The following is a 22,598-nucleotide window of genomic DNA, read 5'->3' on the forward strand; positions in this document are numbered from 1 at the left end:
GACGCTCCCGGCTGTTCTATGTTTCAATCCCGCTTGCCGCCGATTTCCAATGCAACAGGTAAAAATTATTGAATTAACGGGAATAAAGGTGGCATAAAGTGATTTCTTTTGTTTATAATGAGAGGTATGGTTTGTCGTAAAGACAGGGATTACATGCTTATTTTCTATGACAGAGATAGTAGATACATACATGAAGATAGAAAGGGAGTGTCTGGCGATGAGTTTGAAACAATACTCAGAGGAACAGCTAAAGGAAATGGCTTTAGTTGAAATCGCATACGAAATTTTTTCGGAACACAAAAAACCGATTACATTCCAGGAGCTAACAGATCAAGTGGCTTCCTTGCTTGGAATGGGGAAAGAAGAGCTGGAAGACCGCATCGCCCAGTTCTACACAGATTTAAATATCGACGGACGCTTTTTGGCGCTGTCAGACCAAACGTGGGGCCTGCGCAGCTGGTATCCGTATGATCAGCTTGATGAAGAAACACAGCCGACTGTAAAAGCGAAAAAGAAAAAAGCGAAAAAAGTGGTTGAAGAAGATCTTGCTCTTGACGAATTCGAAGAAATCGACGAGGATGATATTCTTCTTGACGATGTCGAAGACGATTTGGACATTGACGCCGATGAATTCGAAGAAATCGATGAAGCCGACGATGATGAACTGGATGATCTTGAAGACGAGATCCTGGATGATGATGAAGATTTTGAAGAAGAGGAAGACGAGGAGTAATTTTGCCGCCTGAACGGAATTCATGTTTAAATCGATCTTGACTTTCACAGGCGAACTATGTAGTATGTATTTTGGGCTCTTCAAAACGAAGAGATTCGAGTGATACGGACTATCAGCTCCCTTTCAAGAAATTGAAAGGGAGCTTTCTTGTTTTTCCGCCTCCTTATCATTTAAATCATTTAGAAAAGATCTAAATGATTTTTCATAAAAAGAGCATTTTAAGGAATAAGCGTTAATCGAAGAGAGGGGTACAGAAATGACAAAATATATCTTTGTAACCGGAGGAGTTGTATCCTCGCTTGGAAAAGGAATTACGGCGTCTTCGCTCGGCCGCCTGCTGAAGAACAGAGGTTTGAATGTCACCATTCAAAAATTTGACCCGTATATCAACGTAGACCCGGGGACGATGAGCCCGTATCAGCACGGTGAAGTGTTCGTAACCGACGACGGTGCGGAAACGGATCTTGACCTCGGCCACTATGAGCGCTTCATCGACATCAATTTAAATAAATACAGCAACGTGACAACAGGAAAAATCTATTCCACGGTGCTGAAAAAAGAGCGCAGAGGCGATTATTTAGGCGGTACCGTACAGGTTATACCTCATATCACAAATGAAATTAAAGACCGCGTATTCCGCGCCGGAAAAGAAACGGGCGCTGATGTCGTGATCACCGAAATCGGCGGAACCGTCGGTGATATCGAATCGCTGCCGTTTCTTGAAGCGATCCGCCAGATCAAGAGCGATGTCGGCCGCGACAATGTGATGTACATCCACTGTACGCTAGTTCCATATCTTAAAGCGGCGGGAGAAATGAAAACAAAGCCGACTCAGCACAGCGTAAAAGAACTGCGCAGCCTCGGCATCCAGCCAAATGTCATCGTCGTGAGAACAGAAATGCCGATTTCTCAGGACATGAAAGATAAAATCGCGCTGTTCTGTGACATCGATCCTAAAGCCGTCATCGAGGCCGGCGATGCGGATACGCTCTACTCCATTCCTCTCGACCTGCAAAAACAAGGGCTGGACAGCTTGGTCTGCAGCCACTTGAAGTTAGATTGCAGAGAAGCCGATATGGAAGAATGGAAAGAACTCGTCAAAAAGGTGAAAAGTCTGTCCAAGACGGTGACAATCGCTTTGGTTGGTAAATACGTCGAGCTCCCGGATGCTTACATTTCAGTTGTGGAATCGCTTCGCCATGCAGGTTATGCGTTTGACGCAGACATTCAGGTTAAATGGATCAATGCGGAAGAAGTGACGGAAGACAACGTTGCCGATCTTGTTCAGAATGCGGACGGTATTCTTGTGCCGGGCGGATTTGGAGACCGCGGTGTTGAAGGGAAAATCACGACAGTCAAATATGCCCGCGAACAAAAGATTCCGTTCTTCGGCATTTGCCTCGGAATGCAGGTGGCATCGATTGAATACGCGAGAAATGTGCTCGGTCTTGAAGGAGCGCACTCAGCCGAAATCGATCCTTCCACACCGTATCCGATTATCGACCTTCTCCCTGAACAAAAGGACATTGAAGACCTCGGCGGAACACTGCGCCTCGGACTTTATCCGTGCAAGCTTCAAGAAGGGTCGAAAGCGTATCAGGCATATGAAAATGAAGTGGTGTATGAACGCCACCGCCACCGCTATGAATTCAACAACGAATTCAGACAGCAGATGGAAGAAGCCGGATTCGTATTTTCCGGGACAAGCCCTGACGGCCGCCTTGTGGAAATTATCGAGCTTAAAGACCATCCATGGTTTGTCGCGTCTCAGTTCCACCCTGAATTCACGTCAAGACCGACAAGACCTCAGGCTCTGTTCAGAGACTTCGTACATGCTTCGCTGAAGACTTCGGAAAAGCTGTAAAAAAGAAAAAGCCTGCCGGCAAACCACGCCGGCAGGCTTTTTTGGAATTTTCTGGTGATCATGGCGGCCCGAACTGGTACTATATTCATTAAGGCCGGCCCCACCGTCATTAATTTCCTTTAGGCAACCCTGTTTTATTGGTATTCCTGAAGAATTTCCTTTAATGTAAAGGATAGGGCATGATAAATGTAGAGGCTGACCATCAGGGACGGAAATCCGAACCTTGTTCCGTCTTCATCGGGAAGAAGCGGCATTCTCAGCTTTGAATCGATATGGACATCGGCGAATGATGCGATCGGGGCGCCGTCTTTTCCCGAAGGGGAGACGACAACAAGTCCGATTCCTTTTTCAAATAGTTTTTCCGCCATTTTCAGCTCTTCGTCATCTGCTGAACCGGCGCAGAACATCAGCACTTTGTCCGTCATTTCAAAATCGGGCCAGTTTTCTTCGTCCTTCGGCAGCACTTTGACTGAGGGGAACGGTTCAGAACTGTACATCGCTTCTTTCAAAATGCCTTCCAATTCATTTTTTCCGTATACATAAACCGAATGATCACTGATGACCGCCTGAGCCAACAAGCGGGCGCCGTCCTCTATCGATTGGGCCTCGCCCTCTTGAATCCGGTTGAAGATTCCCGTCAATTGAGTGGTGAAAATTTTAAGCAAGCTGACTCCTCCTTTTTTACTGACTATCATTATATAACAAAAGAGAATAATGGGAAAAATCCTCTAAATATGTCGCAAACTTAAATATTTTAATTAAAGGAAAAGAGAAAAACAAAACAGAATAGATAAACTACTGCTTAATTTTGGCGAAAATTATAAATATAGAGGTGTAAATCATGAATGAGAAGATTTTAATCGTAGACGACCAGTACGGGATTCGGGTTCTGCTGAATGAAGTTTTCAATAAAGAAGGATACAAAACCTTCCAGGCTGCGAACGGGATTCAAGCGCTTGACATTGTGAAAAACCAGCGCCCCGACCTCGTTTTGCTCGATATGAAAATCCCCGGCATGGACGGAATTGAAATTTTGAAAAGGATGAAGGTCATTGACGAGGGGATCCGCGTCATCATTATGACGGCCTACGGAGAGCTCGACATGATCCAGGAATCGAAGGAGCTCGGAGCCCTGACGCACTTTGCGAAGCTTTTTGACATCGACGAAATTCGCGATGCCGTTAAAACCTATCTGCCCATAAAGTCCAACGGATAGCGGAAAAGTTTTTGATGTTGTCACAGTCACAATGTTGCCGATTTGTTGATTAATTGTTATTCTATATAAGTAGAGAAAAGCTATCTAACGTTTTTAAAAAACCAAAACATTTTACATATGGCGGATTTTTCTGGTCATGCTAGGTAGGTGTGGAGGCTTTTTTCGCAAAAGCAAATCAGGCTACATAAGGAGGACTTTCGACATGCCTTTAGTATCAATGACGGAAATGTTGAATAAAGCAAAAGAAAACGGATATGCTGTCGGACAATTTAACTTAAATAACCTTGAGTTCACTCAAGCGATTTTACAAGCCGCTGAAGAAGAGAAATCTCCTGTTATCCTCGGTGTATCAGAAGGTGCAGGACGCTATATGGGCGGATTTAAAACCGTTGTGGCAATGGTTAAAGCGCTGATGGAAGAATACAACGTAACAGTACCTGTTGCGATTCATTTAGACCACGGCTCAAGCTTTGAATCTTGTGCAAAAGCGATTCATGCGGGATTCACTTCCGTTATGATCGACGCTTCCCACCATCCTTTCGAGGAGAACGTTGCGACGACTTCAAAAGTTGTTGAGCTTGCTCATTTCCACGGCGTATCAGTTGAAGCTGAGCTTGGAACTGTAGGCGGACAGGAAGACGACGTCATTGCAGAAGGCGTCATCTACGCGGACCCTAAAGAGTGCCAAGAACTTGTTGAGCGCACAGGAATCGACTGCCTTGCACCTGCATTAGGTTCTGTTCACGGCCCTTACAAAGGCGAACCAAACCTTGGATTCAAAGAAATGGAAGAAATCGGAAACACAACTGGTCTTCCGCTCGTACTTCACGGCGGTACAGGCATCCCGACTGCCGACATCAAGAAAGCTATTTCTTTAGGTACGGCAAAAATCAACGTCAACACTGAAAACCAAATCGCTTCTGCGAAAGCTGTTCGCGAAACGCTTGCTGCGAAGCCTGAAGAGTATGATCCGCGCAAATACCTCGGACCTGCACGCGAAGCTATCAAAGAAACAGTGATCGGCAAAATGCGTGAATTTGGTTCTTCAAACAAAGCATAATGACGATTGGAAAAGCATCTGTTTTCCCGCAAAGCCGGGGAAACAGGATGTTTTTCTGATGTTTTAGGGAAGTGCTGTTAACACATGCCTTTGACGGCATGAGGCTCTTTTGCTTCCCGTTCAGTCAAAAAAGCCGCCTGATAGCGACAGGCGGTTTTATCCATATCATCCGGAAAGCGCAAACATGTTCCACAGTTCAGACATTTTCATGACAGGAGGTTTTATCAATATGCTGTTTTTTATTGATACTGCAAATTTAGACGAAATTAAAGAGGCGCACGCTCTCGGTGTGCTTGCGGGAGTTACGACAAATCCTAGTTTAGTAGCAAAAGAAAACATTTCGTTTCATGACCGTCTGCGTGAAATTACCGAAGTGGTTTCTGGGTCAGTCAGCGCCGAGGTTATTTCTCTGAAGGCTGAAGAGATGATTGAAGAAGGAAAAGAGCTTGCAAAAATCGCGCCGAATATTACGGTGAAAATTCCGATGACGTCTGACGGCCTGAAAGCTGTTAAAGCATTAACCGATCTCGGGATTAAAACGAACGTCACGCTGATCTTCAGCGCAAACCAGGCGCTTCTTGCCGCAAGAGCAGGAGCTACGTATGTTTCCCCGTTCCTGGGACGCCTTGACGATATCGGCCACAACGGCCTCGATTTGATCAGTGAAATTAAACAAATTTTCGATGTGCACGGTTTGGACACGCAAATCATCGCCGCGTCCATCCGCCATGCTCAGCATGTGACTGAAGCCGCGCTAAGGGGAGCGCATATCGGCACGATGCCTCTCAAAGTCATTCATCAGCTTACAAAGCACCCGCTGACTGATAAAGGGATTGAACAGTTTTTAGCTGACTGGAATAAATAATTGCTTCATGTGGGTGGCAAGTGGAGGGGCTCCCTCCGTTTGTCACCATTTTGTCTTACAAAGAGAAATGAATGTTTTGCAGAAGAGAACCTTGCCGCAGTCTGCTTCGCTGCTTTTCTTCCCGATAAATTTAAAATGTGTTGTATTCTTTCTCTTTTAATTGGATAGATTTTGAAATGAACCATTTATTTTGAGTCTGAAGGAAATCTCATTATGAAGCGCTCCATTAGCTATCTTCTTTAAGGAAGGAGACGATCATGGAAAAGTTAAATATAGCCGGCGGCGATCCTCTCAATGGCACAGTACATATAAGCGGAGCGAAAAACAGCGCTGTCGCTCTCATACCCGCGACGATTTTGGCTGATTCGACGGTTACGCTTGAAGGCCTTCCCCATATTTCAGACATTTTGACGCTGCGCGATCTGCTGAGAGAGATCGGCGGAAACGTTCACTTTGAAAAGGGAGAAATGGTCGTTGATCCTGCGCCGATGATCAGCATGCCTTTGCCGAATGGAAAAGTGAAACAGCTTCGGGCTTCTTATTACTTAATGGGCGCGATGCTCGGACGCTTTAAGAAAGCGGTCATCGGCCTTCCAGGCGGCTGCCACCTCGGTCCGAGACCGATTGATCAGCATATCAAAGGTTTTGAGGCGCTCGGAGCCGAAGTGACGAACGAACAGGGTGCGATCTATCTGCGTGCGGAGGAATTAAAAGGCGCGCGCATTTATCTTGATGTCGTCAGTGTTGGAGCAACGATCAACATCATGCTTGCCGCCGTGCTTGCCAAAGGCAAAACCGTAATTGAAAATGCTGCGAAAGAACCTGAGATTATCGATGTTGCCACCCTTTTAACGAGCATGGGAGCAAAAATAAAAGGTGCCGGTACGGATGTCATCCGCATCGAAGGCGTTGAGTCGCTTCACGGGTGCAGACACTCGATTATTCCGGACCGGATCGAAGCCGGCACTTTCATGATCGCAGCTGCTTCCATGGGACAAGAAGTGCTGATTGATAATGTGATTCCGACGCATTTGGAATCGTTAATCGCCAAGCTCCGCGAAATGGGGGTTCGAATCGAAGAAAGCAGCGAGCAGATTTTAATGGTCGGCGGGCAGAAAGAGCTGAAACCCGTCGATTTGAAAACGCTCGTATACCCCGGTTTTCCGACCGATCTGCAGCAGCCGATGACATCGCTCTTAACGAAGGCAAACGGGACGAGTGTCGTCACTGACACCATTTATTCCGCCCGCTTCAAACATATCGACGAGCTGAGGCGCATGGGCGCGTCGATGAAGGTCGAAGGCAGATCGGCGATTATTACCGGTCCCGTTCCTCTGCAGGGCGCCAAGGTGAAAGCGAGCGATCTGCGGGCGGGAGCGTGTCTCGTTGTTGCGGGTCTAATGGCGGAAGGAGTCACGGAAATCACCGGTTTGGAGCACCTTGACAGAGGCTACAGCCAGCTTGAAGAAAAGCTGGCAAAGCTCGGGGCCACTGTCTGGCGCGAAAAATTGACAGACCAGGAAATTGAACAGCTGCAAAATTCCTGATGGACAAATGCTGTGATAGATCAAACATAAAACGATTTCATATGGGGGAGAGGAGATTAGATAGGAATGGAAAGAAGCTTATCGATGGAACTGGTGCGTGTGACAGAAGCGGCTGCGCTTAAGTCAGCGCGCTGGATGGGTAGAGGTAAAAAGGACGAGGCCGACGACGCCGCGACAAGCGCCATGAGGGATGTGTTTGACACCATTCCTATGAAGGGAACGGTCGTAATCGGAGAAGGGGAAATGGACGAAGCACCGATGCTTTATATTGGAGAAAAGCTCGGCAACGGCTACGGCCCTCGCGTAGACGTAGCAGTAGATCCTCTCGAAGGGACGAACATCGTCGCAAGCGGCGGATGGAACGCGCTCGCAGTCATTGCTGTGGCTGATCACGGAAACCTGCTGAATGCGCCTGACATGTATATGGATAAAATCGCTGTAGGTCCTGAAGCTGTCGGCTGCATCGATATTGAAGCGCCTGTGATTGATAACTTGAAAGCTGTGGCAAAAGCAAAAAATAAAGATGTAGAAGATGTCGTAGCCACGATTTTGAACCGTCCGCGGCACGAGGAAATCATCCATGAGCTTCGCGAAGCGGGCGCCCGAATCAAGCTGATCAATGACGGGGACGTGGCTGGTGCCATTAACACCGCTTTTGATCATACAGGCGTCGATATTTTATTCGGCTCAGGAGGCGCTCCGGAAGGCGTCCTGTCTGCTGTCGCACTCAAAGCTCTCGGAGGAGAAATTCACGGAAAGCTTCTTCCTCAAAACGAAGAAGAACTGAGACGCTGTGAAAAGATGGGGCTTGATACGGGCAAAGTGCTCCGCATGGAAGACCTCGTCAAAGGAGACGACGCGATTTTCGCCGCAACCGGTGTCACAGACGGAGAGCTCTTGAAAGGCGTGCAATTCAAAGGATCTGTCGGAACGACCCACAGTATAGTCATGAGAGCGAAATCCGGTACGGTGCGGTTTGTGGACGGAAGACACAGTCTCAAGAAAAAACCTAACCTAGTCATCCGGCCATAAGAAAAAGAAAAAGCGGGGATATAGACGACCCGCTTTTCCCTTGTATTTCACTTCACGAATTGAATCAAGGTTCATACTCTGATACAATAGCTAACGGCTTTTCTTCTTCATGTCAAGGCATTTTCAAAACAGGGTCATCTCTATCAATTTCATGTCAAATCGTAAATGAAGTTGAATATGTACGACAAATGAGGTAAAACTAAAGAGTGCTGCGAAATTTTCTGCACATGTTGGTTCTTAGAGAGCCAAAATCCTGCCGCATCTATCAGATATGCGATTATCTTCTCTTGTTAAGTCCTCGCTTCTTTCTCGACTCATACTTATAATCCTTTTCAATACGTCGATATATATGGGTAGAAGCGTTGCCGGTAAACGAATCGGCAGTATAATCAAGCGTCTTTCGTGAAATTGATGAGACAAAGTAAATTATTCGATTAGAAAAGAGTGGTGTTCTTAGTGAAAGATGTATCCATTTCATCTTTGGAAAATATGAAATTAAAAGAGCTGTATGAGCTTGCAAGGCATTATAAAGTCTCTTATTACAGCAAACTGACAAAAAAGGAACTGATTTTTGCCATTCTGAAAGCAAACGCCGAACAGGAAGATCTGCTGTTCATGGAAGGCGTATTGGAAATCATCCAGTCTGAAGGGTTCGGCTTTCTCAGACCGATCAATTATTCCCCTAGTTCAGAGGATATCTATATTTCCGCTTCGCAAATCCGCCGTTTTGATTTGAGAAACGGTGACAAAGTGTCCGGAAAGGTCCGTCCTCCAAAAGAAAACGAACGGTATTACGGCCTTCTGCATGTTGAAGCGGTTAACGGCGACGATCCTGAATCGGCAAAAGAACGCGTGCACTTTCCAGCGTTAACGCCGCTTTATCCAGACCGCCAGATGGTGCTTGAAACGAAACCGAATCACCTGTCAACACGGATCATGGACATGATGGCGCCGGTCGGCTTTGGACAGCGCGGTCTGATCGTCGCTCCGCCTAAAGCAGGTAAAACCATGCTTTTGAAAGAGATCGCGAACAGCATCACAACCAACCATCCGGAGGCGGAGCTGATCGTGCTTCTTATCGATGAAAGGCCTGAGGAAGTGACCGATATCGAACGTTCGGTTGCAGGAGACGTCGTCAGCTCCACGTTTGACGAAGTTCCTGAAAACCACATCAAGGTGGCCGAGCTTGTATTGGAACGTGCGATGAGGCTTGTCGAACATAAAAAGGACGTCATCATTTTAATGGACAGCATTACAAGGCTTGCCCGCGCTTATAACCTAGTCATTCCGCCGAGCGGCCGAACGTTGTCAGGGGGAATCGATCCCGGCGCTTTCCACCGTCCAAAGCGTTTCTTTGGAGCAGCCCGCAACATTGAAGAGGGCGGCAGTTTAACGATCTTGGCGACCGCCCTTGTCGACACGGGCTCGCGGATGGATGACGTCATCTATGAAGAATTTAAAGGGACAGGGAACATGGAGCTTCATCTTGACCGTTCTCTTGCGGAAAGAAGAATCTTTCCTGCCATTGATATTCGCCGTTCGGGTACGCGTAAAGAAGAGCTTCTCGTTCCGAAAGAGCACCTTGACCGTCTGTGGTCTATCCGGAAAACGATGTCTGACACGCCTGATTTCGTCGAAAAATTCATGAGAAAAATGAAAAAGACGAAAACGAATCAGGAGTTTTTCGATATTCTGATCCAGGAATGGAAGCAAGCGAATATGTCGGCTGCAAGACGCTGATTTAAAACTTTAGTTTGCAAAACGTCCGAATCGCTGTTATAATTCTATCATGTGCGTTCCGGAGGTTTTGTCCCGGAATAATAACTCTGTTTCCGAATTGGATTCAGGGCGGAAGGAGATGACAGACATGAAAGCAGGAATTCATCCTGAGTTCAAAAAAGCAACAGTCAAATGCGCTTGTGGAAACGAATTTGAAACAGGTTCAGTAAAAGAAGAGGTACGCGTTGAGATTTGTTCTGAATGCCATCCGTTCTACACTGGCCGCCAAAAATTCGCTTCTGCTGATGGTCGTGTTGATCGCTTTAACAAAAAATACGGTCTTAAGTAATAATAGATATGATAAACAGGCAGGATTTTTCTTGCCTGTTTTTTTACTTGCAATAATCGCTGGAGAGGAGTTAGTTGGATGTACATCATGAAGCAAAGCGGCTGGCTTGAACTCATATGCGGAAGCATGTTTTCGGGCAAGTCAGAGGAACTCATCCGCCGGATCAAAAGGGCAACGTTTGCGAAGCAGGAAGTCAAAGTGTTTAAACCGGCCATTGATAATCGCTACAGCAGCGAATCGGTTGTGTCGCATAATGGGACATCCATTGTGTGCCATGCCATCGCATCTCCGGAAGAAATTTTTCAATACATAAGCAAAGAAACGGATGTCATCGGCGTCGACGAAGTGCAGTTTTTTGATGAAACGATTGTCGGCACGTTAACTTCTCTGGCTGATCAGGGCTACCGTGTGATCGCAGCAGGCCTTGATTTAGACTTCCGGGGCGAGCCTTTCGGTGTTGTGCCTGATCTTATGGCATTAGCGGAAACGGTGACAAAGCTGCAAGCGGTGTGCTCTGTCTGCGGTTCTCCGGCCAGCCGTACGCAGAGGCTGATCAATGGAAAACCTGCTTCTTATGATGATCCAGTCATTTTGGTGGGGGCCTCCGAAGCATATGAAGCGCGCTGCCGACACCATCATGAAGTGCCCGGAAAGCCGAAATAAAACCGGAAAAACACATAGATTTTGACACAAAAACACTTGGGAAAAACAAGTGTTTTTTTTATTCAATTCTTTTTATAGGAATTAATGTAATTAAAAAACTTAATTAAGAATACGAAAAAATTAACTAATTTTCATCGCTTGAATTTTGACAAAAGCAGGCATAAAATGACTTACTGTAGTCAGTAAAAAGTAAATAGGTTTTAGGAAATGTTCAGTTTTTTGTCAAAAACGCGCGTTACATATTTGACAATCTACATGTGTAAAAAGGCAAATGTTCTATATTGTTTACCGTATTTATTTCACTTCATTAATATTTTAAGAAAGAAGGTAATTAGTGTGAACAACATGAGAAGAACGAAGGAAGGATATTTGGAGACTTCTTTGCGGGGAAAAGACGTTCTTTCCATTCCGACGCTTAATAAAGGTGTTGCATTTTCGCTTGAAGAAAGAAAGAACCTTGGTCTTGAAGGGCTTCTGCCGCCGACTGTTCTCAGTCTTGATCAGCAGGCGGAACGGGCTTATGAACAATTTTCCCGTCAACCTGACAAACTTCGTCAAAACGTATATTTGAACGATCTGCAAAACAGAAACGAAGTGCTTTTCTATAAATTATTGCAAAACCATCTGCGTGAAATGCTTCCGGTTGTCTATACGCCAACTGTCGGTGAAGCGATTCAGGAATACAGCCACGAATACCGCAGACCGCACGGTGTTTACTTGTCAATCGATGATATAGACGGAATCGAAACGGCATTTAAAAACCTGCAGGCGTCTGCCGATGACATCGATTTGATCGTTGCGACCGATTCCGAAAGCATCTTGGGCATCGGCGACTGGGGCGTCGGAGGCATCAACATTGCAATTGGTAAGCTTGCAGTATATACGGCGGCAGCGGGAATCGATCCGAGCCGCGTCATCCCGGTCGTACTGGATGTCGGAACGAATAATGAAAAACTGCTAAACGATCCGCTTTATATCGGAAACCGTCATCCGCGTGTAGAAGGCGAGCGTTACGAACAATTTATCGACGCTTATGTCGAAACAGCATTGAAGTTTTTCCCTAATGCGCTTCTTCACTGGGAAGATTTCGGAAATAAAAACGCCCGCAACATTATGAGTAAATATAACCATAAAATTTCTACATTTAATGATGATATCCAAGGAACAGGTGCCATCACGCTGGCAGCCATTTTAGCAGCTGTCAAAAAGACCGGCACGTCTTTGAAAGACCACCGCGTCGTCATCTTCGGACCTGGTTCTGCGGGTATCGGAATTGCTGACCAAATCCGCGACACCATGGTGCTTGAAGGGCTTTCAGAAGAAGAAGCCAGCCGCGCATTCTGGACAGTCGACTACAGAGGATTATTAATGACAGGCATGGATCAAATTTTGGATTTCCAAGAACCGTATTTGCGCGATACGGAAGAAGTGAAAGAATGGAAACGCAATGAAAAGGGAGAGATTTCCTTTGAGGAAGTCATCCGTCAAGTGAAGCCTACCATTCTGATTGGTACATCAGGTGTCGCCGGCGCCTTCACTGAAGAAATTATCAAAGAGATGGCGGCTCATACCGAGCGTCCGGTGATTCTGCCGATGTCCAATCCGACACATCTGGCTGAAGCTGTTCCTGAAGACTTGTTCAAATGGACGGACGGAAAAGCGCTTGTGGCGACGGGAAGCCCGTTTGAAGCTGTTGAGTACAATGGCGTGAAACACGAAATCGGACAATCCAATAATGCTTTCGTCTTCCCTGGATTAGGCCTGGGAACAATCGTTTCGAAAGCGAAAGTCATCACAAACGGCATGTTTGCCGCATCTGCAAACGCGGTCGCGAACATGGTTGACCATGAAAAACCGGGTGCAGGCCTTCTGCCGAAAATTGACGACCTGCAAGACGTATCTGTTCAAGTGGCAATCGATGTTGTGAAAGCTGCCATTAAAGACGGCGTGGCCCAAGTTCAGCCTGAAGATGTCGAAAAGGCGGTTCGCGAAGCCATGTGGCGTCCGGAATATCAAACAATTGTTGCAAAACGCGACTAATATTCAATACTGAGGAAACGATAAAAAGAAACGGCAGCCCGGGTTCGGATGTTTTGTCACCGGGCTGCACCAATCATAGATGAAAAAACGGGATCGGCGGCTGGTAACAGGGCTTCCCGCGTTTATCAGCCGCCGTTAATTCGTCCCCTGAAAGGGACAACATAGAGGAGGAACCAGTCTTGGACTTTTTAAATATTTTAATCCTCCTTGCGCCAATATTTTTTGTTATTGCGCTGGGATGGTTCGCGGGTCACTTTGGAAGCTATGATGCTAAATCTGCAAAAGGGGTAAGCACGCTCGTTACGAAATACGCGCTTCCGGCCCACTTTGTATCAAGCATTTTGTCAACGCCAAAAGATAAGTTTTACAGCCAGATTCCGCTGATGATTTCATTGGTAGTCGGTATCGTTGGATTTTACGTTATTATTTTGCTTCTTTTACGATTTTTGTTTAAATACGATTTAACAGATGCTTCAATGTTCTCATTGAACTCAGCTCAGCCGACATTTGCTTTTATGGGAATTCCGGTATTGGGCAGCCTGTTCGGTATGCAGGAAGTTGCGATTCCGATCGCGATTACGGGAATTGTCGTGAATGCGATGCTTGATCCTCTTGCGATCATCGTCGGAACTGTCGGCCGTTCTTCTAAAAAACAAACGGAAACGACAGACAACATTTGGAAGGTAACAGGAAAATCAATTTTACACGGTTTGTCTGAACCGCTCGCTTTTGCACCGCTTGCAAGTATCATTCTTGTATTATTCGGTCTGCAAATTCCTGAATTGCCGCAGAAAATGCTTGATATGCTCGGAAATACGACTTCAGGTATCGCCCTTTTCGCAGTCGGGGTGACTGTCGGAATCCGTAAAATCAAATTCAGCATGCCTGCTTTGAGCATCGCTTTATTAAAAGTCGCTGCTCAGCCTGCTTTAATGTTTGTGATCGCGATGGTCGTCGGCCTTTCTTCCGCTGACATGACAAAAGCGGTTCTGCTTGTGGCATTCCCTGGTTCTGCCGTGGCGGCTATGATTGCTACAAACTTTGAAAGCCAGGAAGCAGAAACGGCATCCGCGTTTGTGATCAGTGCGGTGCTGTCGATTATTTCACTGCCGATATTGATTGCCATTACAGCATAAGGAAAAAGCTTGCAAGAAGCCGTTTTATGGCCTTGCAAGCTTTTTTGCGCTTTAAAAAGAGAAGATCGATTTCAATTTGCTTTTCGGTTTTTTTTCTTCTCTTCTGCCGGCTGTATCTTTTTCCTGGCGGTTCATGCTTTCCAATTCACTGATTTTCTGTTCAAGATGTTTGATCTGCTGCCGTTCTTCTTCCAGTTCGCGCCTTTGCTGCAGAAGCTGATAGGAGACGACATCGTCCGCTTTTTGTTCAAGCTTTCTTTCCAGCTCGGCGATTTTCTTTTGGAGGAGCTCGCGTTCAAGCTGTTCATGCTCTAAAAAACGCTGCAGCCTTTCTTCGAGCCGCTCATTCAATTGCGGTGCAGGCTCTTCCGTTTGAATCATTTCGTTTTTCTTGATGAAGAAGGTTTTTTTCGGGCGAGTGACCGTGACATCCTGCATAGGCGTACCGTTTTTTAACTGTTCTTTTACTTCTTTTAAAATGGCGATATCGTCTTTCGTGAAAAAGTAGTGGCCAAGCTCATTTCGGGAAGCGGGCAGTTGCAGCTGCTTGACCCAGCGCTGCACCGTTTTGGTTGATACCCCGAGTTCATTTGCCGCATCAGCAGTATTCATATGATACCTCCTTTTAACCTGTAACTGTTCATTAAAAAGGGTATTCGACCTGAATGAAAAGCTTCCTTCCTGTTAGACAAAAGAAGAAGGGATTCGGCAAAGAAAGCGTTTTTTCCACAGATGGCGAAGGCGTTGCTATGCCTCGTAAAGCTCTAAAGGCAGGCTGTCCGGGTCGGAGAAGAACGTATAGCGCTTGCCTGTTCCGGGATCGGTGCGGATCGGTTCAGCAGTGATGCCTTTTTGCTTGAGCTCCTTGACGGTCTGATCAAGATCGGGCACTGTGAAAGCCAAATGGCGGAGTCCGGCAGCTTCTGGTCTGGTAAGGCGCTCAGGCGGATCTGGAAAAGAAAACAGCTCGATGACATAGCGGCCGTTTAATGAGAGATCCAGTTTATATGAATCCCGGTCCTTTCTGTACGTTTCGCTCAGAATCTCAAGTCCGAGCTTGTCGACATAGAATGTTTTGGATGCTTCATAATCCGAGCATATGATGGCGATGTGATGAATCGATTCCAGCATTGAGTTAAGCTCCTTTTTTCTTAAAAGTATAGCAAAAAGACGCGGCAGCTGCTGATAACGGCGAAGTTGTTTTGACGGGGAGGAGTCCCTGTACTATAATTAGAATGTTACGCACAGCAAACAGAGGTGAATAGCGTGTTAGACCGTTTAAAATCGATAGAGGACCGGTACGAAAAATTAAATGAACTATTAAGCGATCCGGAAGTTGTCAACGATCCGAAGAAGCTTAGAGAATATTCGAAAGAACAATCTGATTTACAGGAAACAGTTGAAGTATACAGACGTTATCGGAGCGCGTCGGAACAGCTGAGCGATGCCAAAGCGATGCTTGAAGAAAAGCTGGACTCCGACATGCGTGAGATGGTTAAAGAGGAAATTTCCGAACTGCAGGAAGAAATCGAGTCGCTCACAGACCAGCTGAAGGTATTGCTGATCCCGAAAGATCCGAACGATGACAAAAACGTTATCATGGAAATCCGCGGCGCAGCGGGCGGAGAAGAGGCTGCTTTGTTTGCCGGCAACCTTTACCGCATGTACAGCCGCTACGCAGAGCTCCAAGGCTGGAAAACAGAAGTGATGGAAGCGAATATGACAGGCACAGGCGGATATAAAGAGATCATTTTTATGATCAATGGGAACGGCGCATACTCAAGGCTGAAGTATGAGAACGGCGCACACCGTGTACAGCGCGTTCCAGAGACCGAATCCGGCGGGCGCATCCATACATCCACGGCAACGGTAGCCTGCCTTCCTGAGGCTGAAGAGGTAGAAGTGGATATTCATGAAAAAGACATCCGCGTCGACACCTTCGCGTCGAGCGGTCCGGGAGGGCAAAGCGTCAATACGACGATGTCAGCCGTCCGTCTGACCCACCTTCCGACAGGTGTTGTCGTGTCTTGCCAGGACGAGAAATCTCAGATCAAAAACAAAGAAAAAGCGATGAAAGTTCTGCGCGCGCGAATTTACGATAAATTTCAGCAGGAAGCTCAGGCTGAATATGATCAAAACCGGAAATCCGCCGTCGGAACAGGAGACCGCTCTGAGCGCATCCGCACGTATAACTTTCCGCAAAACCGCGTCACTGATCACCGGATCGGCTTGACGATCCAAAAGCTCGACCAGATCCTTGAAGGCAAGCTTGACGAAGTCATCGACGCGCTGATCGTCGAAGACCAGGCAAGCAAGCTTCAGCAGGCGGAGAGCTAAACATGAAAACAGTTTTCGAAGCCCTCAGTTGGGCTTCTTCTTATTTGACGGAAGCGGGAAGAGACCGGAATGCCGCAGAAATTTTGCTGGCAGATCAGCTGAACATCGACCGCAGCAAACTGTTGGCAAGCTTCCATGATGTCATATCAGAGTCTGATTTTTCGAGGTTTAAAAAATCTGTCGAGCTTCATCATCAAGGAGTGCCTGTTCAATATATCACCGGAAAAGAATCTTTTTACGGAAGGGAATTTTCGGTAAATGAACACGTTCTGATTCCGCGTCCTGAAACAGAGGAAGTCGTTGAAGCTGTTCTTTCTGAAGCGGAAAGAGTTTTTCCCGGACCAGATCGTCTTAAAGCCGTCGATGTCGGTACAGGAAGCGGGGCGATTGCGGTGACTCTTGCGCTTGAGAGCCCGCGTTTTTCCGTCACGGCGACGGATATTTCGGAACAAGCTTTAAGTACGGCAAGACACAACGCTGACCGGCTTGGGGCGAAAGTGGATTTCATCAGCGGCGATTTGCTTGAACCGCTTATCACGCGGCAGAAGAAAGCTGATGTCATCGTTTCGAATCCACCTTATATATCTGAGGAAGACATGACGACGCTGTCAGATGTTGTCCGTCTTCATGAACCCGCCGGGGCTTTGACGGACGGTGCTGACGGATTGCAGTTTTATAAGCGTTTCATGAAGGAAATTCCATTTGTCATCGCAGATCAGGCGCTGGTGGTGTTTGAAATCGGCTGGACTCAGGGGAATGCCGTCAAAGACATGTTTCGCCGGTTCTTTCCTGATGCTGACGTACGGGTGAAGAAGGATCTTAATGGAAAAGACCGCATCGTCTGCGCGGTAATTGAGCAACATCGTTAAAAAAACCGCCGGAAATAAAGCGACCCCAAAAAGTTAGACAAATAAAATCACATGAAGCAGTTTGACTGGCATGATTCCGGTATAGTACCAGGTTTCATGCCTTTTCATTTGGTCTTGATCTGTTTGTGATTGTAGAGAGTCGATATACTCTGCGAGTCCTTTTTTGAAATGTTCGACTCTCTCACATTCTTTAAAATAGATGAATTCTGATTTTAAAATGCTAAAAGAAGCTTTTCCCCACCGCATTGTCGTGACAGTTGCCTTTACGGACATGCTTGTGTGATGTTTCGTTGTTTTGAACTAAGGGTTTCAACTTTTTTAAGCAGGCGTTCAATTTCCGCTTGTGTCTCTTCGTCTGAGCCTTCTGCTTAGGTAAACGCAGCTTTTTAGGGCACCTATTCCTCCGGTTTCAAGCTGTTTCTGCCACTGAACGAGTGTGAAGTGCAATTGAATACTAAAGATGGCGGCTGTTTCACAGATAGACCACCCATTTTCGAGTGAAGTACCTTTGGTTTATCTTCAGCAGAATAGCTTGTATAGGCTTTTTAGACGCGTCTTCTCCATGATATCGGTATTTGCGAATCCACCCATGAAAGACACTGTGCGAATTTCCTCATCTGTAAATTTTAAAAAACTGCACCTCCATTGTTAAGTGTGTCTAACAAAAGGGGTGCAGTTCAAATTCCCGGCGGTCTTTTTTGTTAAAAAACAGGAACCGCAGCCATGACCGTTCAGATGGCCTCCTTTACCATTTTTTAACGAAAATTTTATCTGAATAAAATAAAAAATAGTTCAAGATTAATAAATATCCTAAACAGATTGTCTGATTTTTAATGTAGGGGACAGTGTCACGACATCCCTCTGTAAGCCGCTTTCACCATTTAGGTGGTTTACCATTGCACATACGGCTTTTTGAGCCAGCTCTTCAACAGGTATATCGATTGTCGTGATTTCCGGATCGGTCACCTCACAGATCGATTGATTGTCATATCCAAGCACTGCAAGCTGCTTTGGCACTTCATATTGATAATAGCGGGCCCTTTTAATAATTCCTGCGGCCACTTGGTCGTTTCCCGTAAAAATGGCGGTCGGCTTTTCGGACATGTTGTGGATCTGGTCCATAATGCGAAAGCCGTCATGAATGGTAAATGCGTGGCTGAACATCCACTTCTCCCGGAAATGTAAACCCGCATCAGACAATGCTTTCATAAACCCTTCTTTTCTCATAATCTGGGCCTTGCTGTGTATCGTGTCACAGCAAAAGGCAATTAAATGATGCCCTTTTTGAATAAAAAGCTCCGTTCCTTTATATCCGGCTTCGAATTCGTCATAGCAGATCACCGGCACATCCGCTTCGGCGTGGAATTCATTTGCAAAGACCACGGGACCGTATTTGACGTATTTTTTGATGTCTTCCCACTCATTTTCAAGGCTGCATAACATAAGCCCGTCGACTTCTTTCCTCTTGAGCAGCTCCAGTACTTTCAGTTCATTCTGCTTTTGATAAAACGTCTGAAACACAATGACTTTGTATTGGTGTTTCAGCGCTTCAGCGGACATATGCTTCATGAGCTGCGCGAAGAATGGGTGGTCCGCGTGAGGGACAGACACTGCGAGAAACATCGTTTTGTTAGATCTGAGCTTTCGTGCAGACGTGTTCGGGATGTAGTCCAATTTTTCGATGACTTCCAAAACCCGCTTCCTTTTTTCTTCAGATACATAGGGATGGTCGTTCAGTACTCTTGAAACAGTTGTTTTTGACACATTACTTAATTTTGCAATTTCGTCAATCGTAGGCATAAAGTCACTTCCTGAAAAAAAGAGTTGTTATGGTATCGATTCCATCATTTAAGATATGTCATGAAATATGACAATTTCCCAAAATAATAAAAATGGGGTGAAATTGATGAAAACCGCAAGCGAAAACATGACTTGCACAAGCAAACAGCTATTTGTCCTTCTGAATGATTTGAAGGAAGGGAAGCTCGCTGGTGAATGCCGTATAGACGACACACTGGCCAATCAAAAATTAAAAGAGACATTGCAGCAGGACCAATTCGACTTGACCGCCAATTTGCTGAACAGAATGGATTCTCCGCCCTCCAGAGTTGATTTTATGCCGCTTCATCGACTGATCACAGAAGAAGAAGTAGATGACGTGATTCATGCGGTGAAAGGCGTGCTGCCGACCGGGCAATTTACAAGCGGTTCTTATGTCGGTGTATTTGAAGCTGAAATAGCCGCTCTTTTGAGAAAAAAGCATGTCATGGCTTCCTCCAGCGGAACCGATGCCATGATTGTCGCACTGAAAGCTGCGGGTGTTGGACAAGGTGATGAAGTCATTATGCCTGCAAACAGCTTTGCTGCAACGGAAAACGCCGTGCTTACAGCTGGAGGCACTCCGGTTTTCTGCGATATTGACCCTGTTACATTTTGCATGGATCCTTCTGAAATTGAAGCATGCATCACTTTGAAAACGAAATGCATTTTACCTGTACACCTTTATGGAAAGCTGCCAGACATGGAAGCCATTGCAAAAATCGCTGATAAATACGGCATCCCGATTATTGAAGACGCCTGCCAGTCGATCGGCGTTTCCGATCTGGGAAAAAACAGCCTTTGCTCCATATTAAGCTTCAATCCGTATAAAAATCTCGGTACTTGCGGAAAAGCCGGCGCAATTGTGACGGATGATCCATCATTTGCATCCGCATGCATGGAATATATGTATCACGGCTTTGAACTGAATCAAAAAAATAAAAAGGCGGCTGATTACGGCTTTAACGCTAAGATTGATAATCTGCAAGCCGCTATTGGACTGGCAAGGATGAAACATCTTTCATTAAATAATCTGAAGCGCTTATATTTAGCAGATCGTTATATTGCGCATTTGCAGCAGTATGAAGACAGAGGTCTGATCAAATTGCCTCAAATGACCGATGATCATGTGTGGCATTTGTTTACAATTAAAATAATAAGCGGAAATCGAGACCAAGTCAAAGATATGATGCTTAAATTTCATAATGTCCAAACAGATATATACTACCCGATTTTATCCCATCATCAAAACACACCACTTGTAAAAGCCGATTATCAGCACACATCGCTGCCGGTCACTGAATCAGTGCATAAACAAATGCTTCAGCTTCCTCTCTATCCGGGACTCACCGTAGAAGAACAAGACAAAGTAATGGAGGCCTTAATTGATGTCGTATCATGAAACACTTTCTTTTCACACCTTGCAGCAAGTAAACAAGCCGAAGTACGCCGTATTTTGCGATTTTGATGAGACATATTTCGCCCACAGCATCACCGATGAATCGAGGAAAGCGCTCATGGACCTTGAAACATTTATTCATTCGCGCCATCTTGATCACAAGATTTTGCTCGGCTGGGTGACCGGGAGCAGCCTGTCATCCGTTCTTGCAAAAATGAAGCGGGGAGGCTTTCGATATCTTCCGCATTTTGTCGCCAGTGATCTTGGCACTGACATCACTTATTTCTCTAAAGAAGGCCAAGTCTCTGATAAAGATTGGCAAGCCCGCTTGCAAGAATCAAATTTCTCCCATGATCTGGTCGAAGAAATCAAGCAGACGCTCTTTAAAAAATATGAGATTGCGCTTGTGCCTCAGACTCAGCATGGTTTTTCCCGTTATAAAATGAACTATTACTATAGATCGTCGGATGAGAGCACAGATAAGAGGGCGCTTGAAGCCATCAGGCGGCTTGCAAGAGAGCATGAAATAGGAGTAAATATCAATCGCTGCAATCCTTTGGCAGGCGATCCGGAAAACAGCTATGATGTGGACTTTATCCCCTTGCGGACAGGCAAACCGTACATTGTGGATTTTATATTGGATAAATTCGCGATAGAGAGGGAGAATTCATTTGCTTTCGGCGATAGCGGAAACGATGTGGATATGCTTAAAAAAACCGGACATGGTTATCTGGTGGGGAATGCGACAGCAGAAGCCAAGTCGCTCCATTCCCGTATGACAGAAGGAAGCTATACGGCTGGAATTTTAGAAGTGCTAAAAGCCCATATCAAACGATAAGGAGTGTCCTTAGATGAAAATCGGAATTATTGGAGCCGGAGGAATTGCAAAAGCTCATGCGAAAGCTCTTTCAACAGTCAAAGGTGCCGAGCTTTCAGGGTTTTTTGATGTCAATTCGCTTGCCTCGCGTAAATGTGCGTTTGAATACGGAGGAACTGTATTCAACAGTATGCAGGAGCTGCTGGATCAGTCGACGGCAGTCATCGTTTCATCGCCGAACTTTTGCCATAAAGAACATGTGCTTGAAGCGATGGCCGCAGGTAAGTATGTATTGTGTGAAAAACCGATGGCTGTCTCAATGGAAGAAGCGGAGGAGATGAAAAACAGGGCGTCTCAATCTGCTTATATTCCGATCATGGGCTTCAATTACCGCCATCTCACATTTGTTCAGCGCCTAAAAGATATGATATCCGGCAATGAACTTGGAGATATATTGTCCATCAATGTCCATTTTAAGAAAAACAGCGCCTTGAGAAGAAAAAAATATACTTGGCGCGATCATTCGAAAAGCAACAAAACGAGCGGGGCATTAGGAGATTTGGGTGTGCATTTAATCGATCTCATTCTCTATTTGTTCGACAGCCCGTTTAAACTGGACAGTTTAAAAGTCAAAATGATGACGGTCGTCAAAGAAAAAGAACAAAAACAGGTATATGTTGATGATCATTCTGAAGTATACGGCCAGCTTGAAAATCATGTGTTTGTCAATATGATTACATCAAAATGCACAAAAGCGGATGAGTGCGGCTTTAGCATCGAGGTCAATGGCCAAAACGGCGTATTTTACTATCATTCACGGCAGAAAAATCAGTTTTTGCTGAAGACCGGATTAACGGAGCAGATGATAACAATGCCGGACACGTGGCTGACAGACCCTGAACATGAATTCTACGGATGGGCCGATTCCTTCAGAGTTCAGCTGATCCAGTGGATGAACGGAATTCGGGATCGCAATTTCGCATCTCTTGCCGCTTTTGAAGATGGATACAAGACGCAATTCTACTTAAATGAATTTTTCAATAAAGGTCAGCAGCTGTCCCTTTCAAAACAAGCAAACTAGCATTGCGAAAAACCCTTGCCGGCCGTGCCAATAGCCGCAAGGGTTTTATGGTC

21 protein-coding genes are annotated in these 22,598 nt (G+C 45.8%); 17 read left to right on the plus strand and 4 right to left on the minus strand.

Annotated elements, in window-relative coordinates:
* Positions 1-217 precede the first annotated feature (217 nt).
* Both rpoE and ACVC9U_RS21550 read left to right on the plus strand, forming a co-directional pair.
* On the plus strand, positions 218-733 hold the full coding sequence (gene rpoE, locus ACVC9U_RS21545; RefSeq protein WP_020453292.1) for a DNA-directed RNA polymerase subunit delta: 516 nt from the start codon (positions 218-220) through the stop codon (positions 731-733).
* Positions 734-989: 256 nt separating this feature from the next.
* Complete coding sequence (locus tag ACVC9U_RS21550) at positions 990-2,597, plus strand: CTP synthase (RefSeq protein ID WP_020453291.1); 1,608 nt, start codon at positions 990-992, stop codon at positions 2,595-2,597.
* A 134-nt stretch (positions 2,598-2,731) separates the two neighbouring features.
* Here ACVC9U_RS21550 and ACVC9U_RS21555 read toward each other — a convergent pair whose 3' ends face one another.
* Complete coding sequence (locus ACVC9U_RS21555) at positions 2,732-3,262, minus strand: DUF2529 domain-containing protein (RefSeq protein WP_020453290.1); 531 nt, start codon at positions 3,260-3,262, stop codon at positions 2,732-2,734.
* 173 nt (positions 3,263-3,435) lie between these two features.
* Between ACVC9U_RS21555 and ACVC9U_RS21560 the strand changes: the two genes are divergently transcribed.
* The 10 genes from ACVC9U_RS21560 (at position 3,436) to ACVC9U_RS21605 (ending at position 14,224) form a co-directional block, all read left to right on the plus strand.
* Positions 3,436-3,813 carry a response regulator gene (locus ACVC9U_RS21560; RefSeq protein WP_441391658.1) on the plus strand — a complete coding sequence of 126 codons (378 nt, stop codon included), beginning with the start codon at positions 3,436-3,438 and terminating at the stop codon, positions 3,811-3,813.
* 202 nt (positions 3,814-4,015) lie between these two features.
* On the plus strand, positions 4,016-4,873 hold the full coding sequence (locus tag ACVC9U_RS21565; protein WP_020453288.1) for a class II fructose-bisphosphate aldolase: 858 nt from the start codon (positions 4,016-4,018) through the stop codon (positions 4,871-4,873).
* A gap of 229 nt (positions 4,874-5,102) precedes the next feature.
* The gene (gene fsa, locus ACVC9U_RS21570; protein ID WP_020453287.1) at positions 5,103-5,738 is read left to right on the plus strand and encodes a fructose-6-phosphate aldolase; all 636 of its coding nucleotides are present in this window, start codon (positions 5,103-5,105) and stop codon (positions 5,736-5,738) included.
* Between the two features lie 257 nt (positions 5,739-5,995).
* Complete coding sequence (locus tag ACVC9U_RS21575) at positions 5,996-7,285, plus strand: UDP-N-acetylglucosamine 1-carboxyvinyltransferase (protein ID WP_020453286.1); 1,290 nt, start codon at positions 5,996-5,998, stop codon at positions 7,283-7,285.
* Between the two features lie 66 nt (positions 7,286-7,351).
* A complete protein-coding gene (glpX, locus tag ACVC9U_RS21580) occupies positions 7,352-8,317 on the plus strand; it encodes a class II fructose-bisphosphatase (protein WP_020453285.1) in 966 nt (321 codons plus the stop codon).
* Positions 8,318-8,773: 456 nt separating this feature from the next.
* Complete coding sequence (gene rho, locus ACVC9U_RS21585; RefSeq protein ID WP_003186053.1) at positions 8,774-10,057, plus strand: transcription termination factor Rho; 1,284 nt, start codon at positions 8,774-8,776, stop codon at positions 10,055-10,057.
* Positions 10,058-10,184: 127 nt separating this feature from the next.
* Complete coding sequence (gene rpmE / locus ACVC9U_RS21590; protein WP_003186051.1) at positions 10,185-10,385, plus strand: 50S ribosomal protein L31; 201 nt, start codon at positions 10,185-10,187, stop codon at positions 10,383-10,385.
* Positions 10,386-10,463: 78 nt separating this feature from the next.
* A complete protein-coding gene (locus ACVC9U_RS21595) occupies positions 10,464-11,048 on the plus strand; it encodes a thymidine kinase (protein WP_009329781.1) in 585 nt (194 codons plus the stop codon).
* 336 nt (positions 11,049-11,384) lie between these two features.
* Positions 11,385-13,088 (plus strand): oxaloacetate-decarboxylating malate dehydrogenase, encoded by a 1,704-nt coding sequence (gene malS / locus ACVC9U_RS21600; protein WP_441391503.1) that lies wholly within the window; start codon positions 11,385-11,387, stop codon positions 13,086-13,088.
* Between the two features lie 179 nt (positions 13,089-13,267).
* Positions 13,268-14,224 (plus strand): AEC family transporter, encoded by a 957-nt coding sequence (locus ACVC9U_RS21605; RefSeq protein ID WP_145651633.1) that lies wholly within the window; start codon positions 13,268-13,270, stop codon positions 14,222-14,224.
* 51 nt (positions 14,225-14,275) lie between these two features.
* Here ACVC9U_RS21605 and racA read toward each other — a convergent pair whose 3' ends face one another.
* Positions 14,276-14,836 carry a chromosome-anchoring protein RacA gene (racA, locus tag ACVC9U_RS21610; RefSeq protein ID WP_145651635.1) on the minus strand — a complete coding sequence of 187 codons (561 nt, stop codon included), beginning with the start codon at positions 14,834-14,836 and terminating at the stop codon, positions 14,276-14,278.
* 135 nt (positions 14,837-14,971) lie between these two features.
* Positions 14,972-15,355 carry an SMU1112c/YaeR family gloxylase I-like metalloprotein gene (gene gloA2 / locus ACVC9U_RS21615; protein WP_145651637.1) on the minus strand — a complete coding sequence of 128 codons (384 nt, stop codon included), beginning with the start codon at positions 15,353-15,355 and terminating at the stop codon, positions 14,972-14,974.
* 135 nt (positions 15,356-15,490) lie between these two features.
* On the opposite strand from gloA2, the gene prfA reads away from it, so the two are divergent.
* Both prfA and prmC read left to right on the plus strand, forming a co-directional pair.
* Positions 15,491-16,561 carry a peptide chain release factor 1 gene (prfA, locus tag ACVC9U_RS21620; protein WP_003186043.1) on the plus strand — a complete coding sequence of 357 codons (1,071 nt, stop codon included), beginning with the start codon at positions 15,491-15,493 and terminating at the stop codon, positions 16,559-16,561.
* A 2-nt stretch (positions 16,562-16,563) separates the two neighbouring features.
* On the plus strand, positions 16,564-17,430 hold the full coding sequence (gene prmC, locus ACVC9U_RS21625) for a peptide chain release factor N(5)-glutamine methyltransferase (protein ID WP_441391504.1): 867 nt from the start codon (positions 16,564-16,566) through the stop codon (positions 17,428-17,430).
* 810 nt (positions 17,431-18,240) lie between these two features.
* On the opposite strand, the gene ACVC9U_RS21630 is transcribed toward prmC, so the two are convergent.
* Positions 18,241-19,230 carry a LacI family DNA-binding transcriptional regulator gene (locus ACVC9U_RS21630; RefSeq protein ID WP_441391505.1) on the minus strand — a complete coding sequence of 330 codons (990 nt, stop codon included), beginning with the start codon at positions 19,228-19,230 and terminating at the stop codon, positions 18,241-18,243.
* Between the two features lie 106 nt (positions 19,231-19,336).
* On the opposite strand from ACVC9U_RS21630, the gene ACVC9U_RS21635 reads away from it, so the two are divergent.
* Genes ACVC9U_RS21635 through ACVC9U_RS21645 form a run of 3 tightly spaced genes read left to right on the plus strand, consistent with a single transcriptional unit; the run spans position 19,337 to position 22,545 of the window.
* Positions 19,337-20,650: a DegT/DnrJ/EryC1/StrS family aminotransferase gene (locus ACVC9U_RS21635; protein WP_145651643.1), complete on the plus strand. Its 1,314-nt coding sequence runs from the start codon at positions 19,337-19,339 to the stop codon at positions 20,648-20,650.
* A complete protein-coding gene (locus ACVC9U_RS21640; protein ID WP_441391506.1) occupies positions 20,637-21,485 on the plus strand; it encodes an HAD-IIB family hydrolase in 849 nt (282 codons plus the stop codon). Before ACVC9U_RS21635 ends, ACVC9U_RS21640 begins: the two co-directional genes overlap by 14 nt.
* A 13-nt stretch (positions 21,486-21,498) precedes the next feature.
* The gene (locus tag ACVC9U_RS21645; RefSeq protein WP_441391507.1) at positions 21,499-22,545 is read left to right on the plus strand and encodes a Gfo/Idh/MocA family protein; all 1,047 of its coding nucleotides are present in this window, start codon (positions 21,499-21,501) and stop codon (positions 22,543-22,545) included.
* The last annotated feature ends 53 nt before the right edge of the window (positions 22,546-22,598 follow it).

It is taken from the genome of Bacillus sp. GM2 (genome assembly GCF_056155945.1).

What these genes read in the sequence shown, in the direction of transcription:
- ACVC9U_RS21595 (WP_009329781.1), top strand. Translation starts at nt 10,464, where the DNA reads ATGTACATCATGAAGCAAAGCGGCTGGCTTGAACTCATATGCGGAAGC.
- rpoE (WP_020453292.1), top strand. Translation starts at nt 218, where the DNA reads ATGAGTTTGAAACAATACTCAGAGGAACAGCTAAAGGAAATGGCTTTA.
- glpX (WP_020453285.1), top strand. Translation starts at nt 7,352, where the DNA reads ATGGAAAGAAGCTTATCGATGGAACTGGTGCGTGTGACAGAAGCGGCT.
- ACVC9U_RS21630 (WP_441391505.1), bottom strand. Translation starts at nt 19,230, where the DNA reads ATGCCTACGATTGACGAAATTGCAAAATTAAGTAATGTGTCAAAAACA.
- racA (WP_145651635.1), bottom strand. Translation starts at nt 14,836, where the DNA reads ATGAATACTGCTGATGCGGCAAATGAACTCGGGGTATCAACCAAAACG.
- prmC (WP_441391504.1), top strand. Translation starts at nt 16,564, where the DNA reads ATGAAAACAGTTTTCGAAGCCCTCAGTTGGGCTTCTTCTTATTTGACG.
- fsa (WP_020453287.1), top strand. Translation starts at nt 5,103, where the DNA reads ATGCTGTTTTTTATTGATACTGCAAATTTAGACGAAATTAAAGAGGCG.
- ACVC9U_RS21645 (WP_441391507.1), top strand. Translation starts at nt 21,499, where the DNA reads ATGAAAATCGGAATTATTGGAGCCGGAGGAATTGCAAAAGCTCATGCG.
- ACVC9U_RS21640 (WP_441391506.1), top strand. Translation starts at nt 20,637, where the DNA reads ATGTCGTATCATGAAACACTTTCTTTTCACACCTTGCAGCAAGTAAAC.
- ACVC9U_RS21565 (WP_020453288.1), top strand. Translation starts at nt 4,016, where the DNA reads ATGCCTTTAGTATCAATGACGGAAATGTTGAATAAAGCAAAAGAAAAC.
- ACVC9U_RS21635 (WP_145651643.1), top strand. Translation starts at nt 19,337, where the DNA reads ATGAAAACCGCAAGCGAAAACATGACTTGCACAAGCAAACAGCTATTT.
- rpmE (WP_003186051.1), top strand. Translation starts at nt 10,185, where the DNA reads ATGAAAGCAGGAATTCATCCTGAGTTCAAAAAAGCAACAGTCAAATGC.
- ACVC9U_RS21550 (WP_020453291.1), top strand. Translation starts at nt 990, where the DNA reads ATGACAAAATATATCTTTGTAACCGGAGGAGTTGTATCCTCGCTTGGA.
- gloA2 (WP_145651637.1), bottom strand. Translation starts at nt 15,355, where the DNA reads ATGCTGGAATCGATTCATCACATCGCCATCATATGCTCGGATTATGAA.
- ACVC9U_RS21575 (WP_020453286.1), top strand. Translation starts at nt 5,996, where the DNA reads ATGGAAAAGTTAAATATAGCCGGCGGCGATCCTCTCAATGGCACAGTA.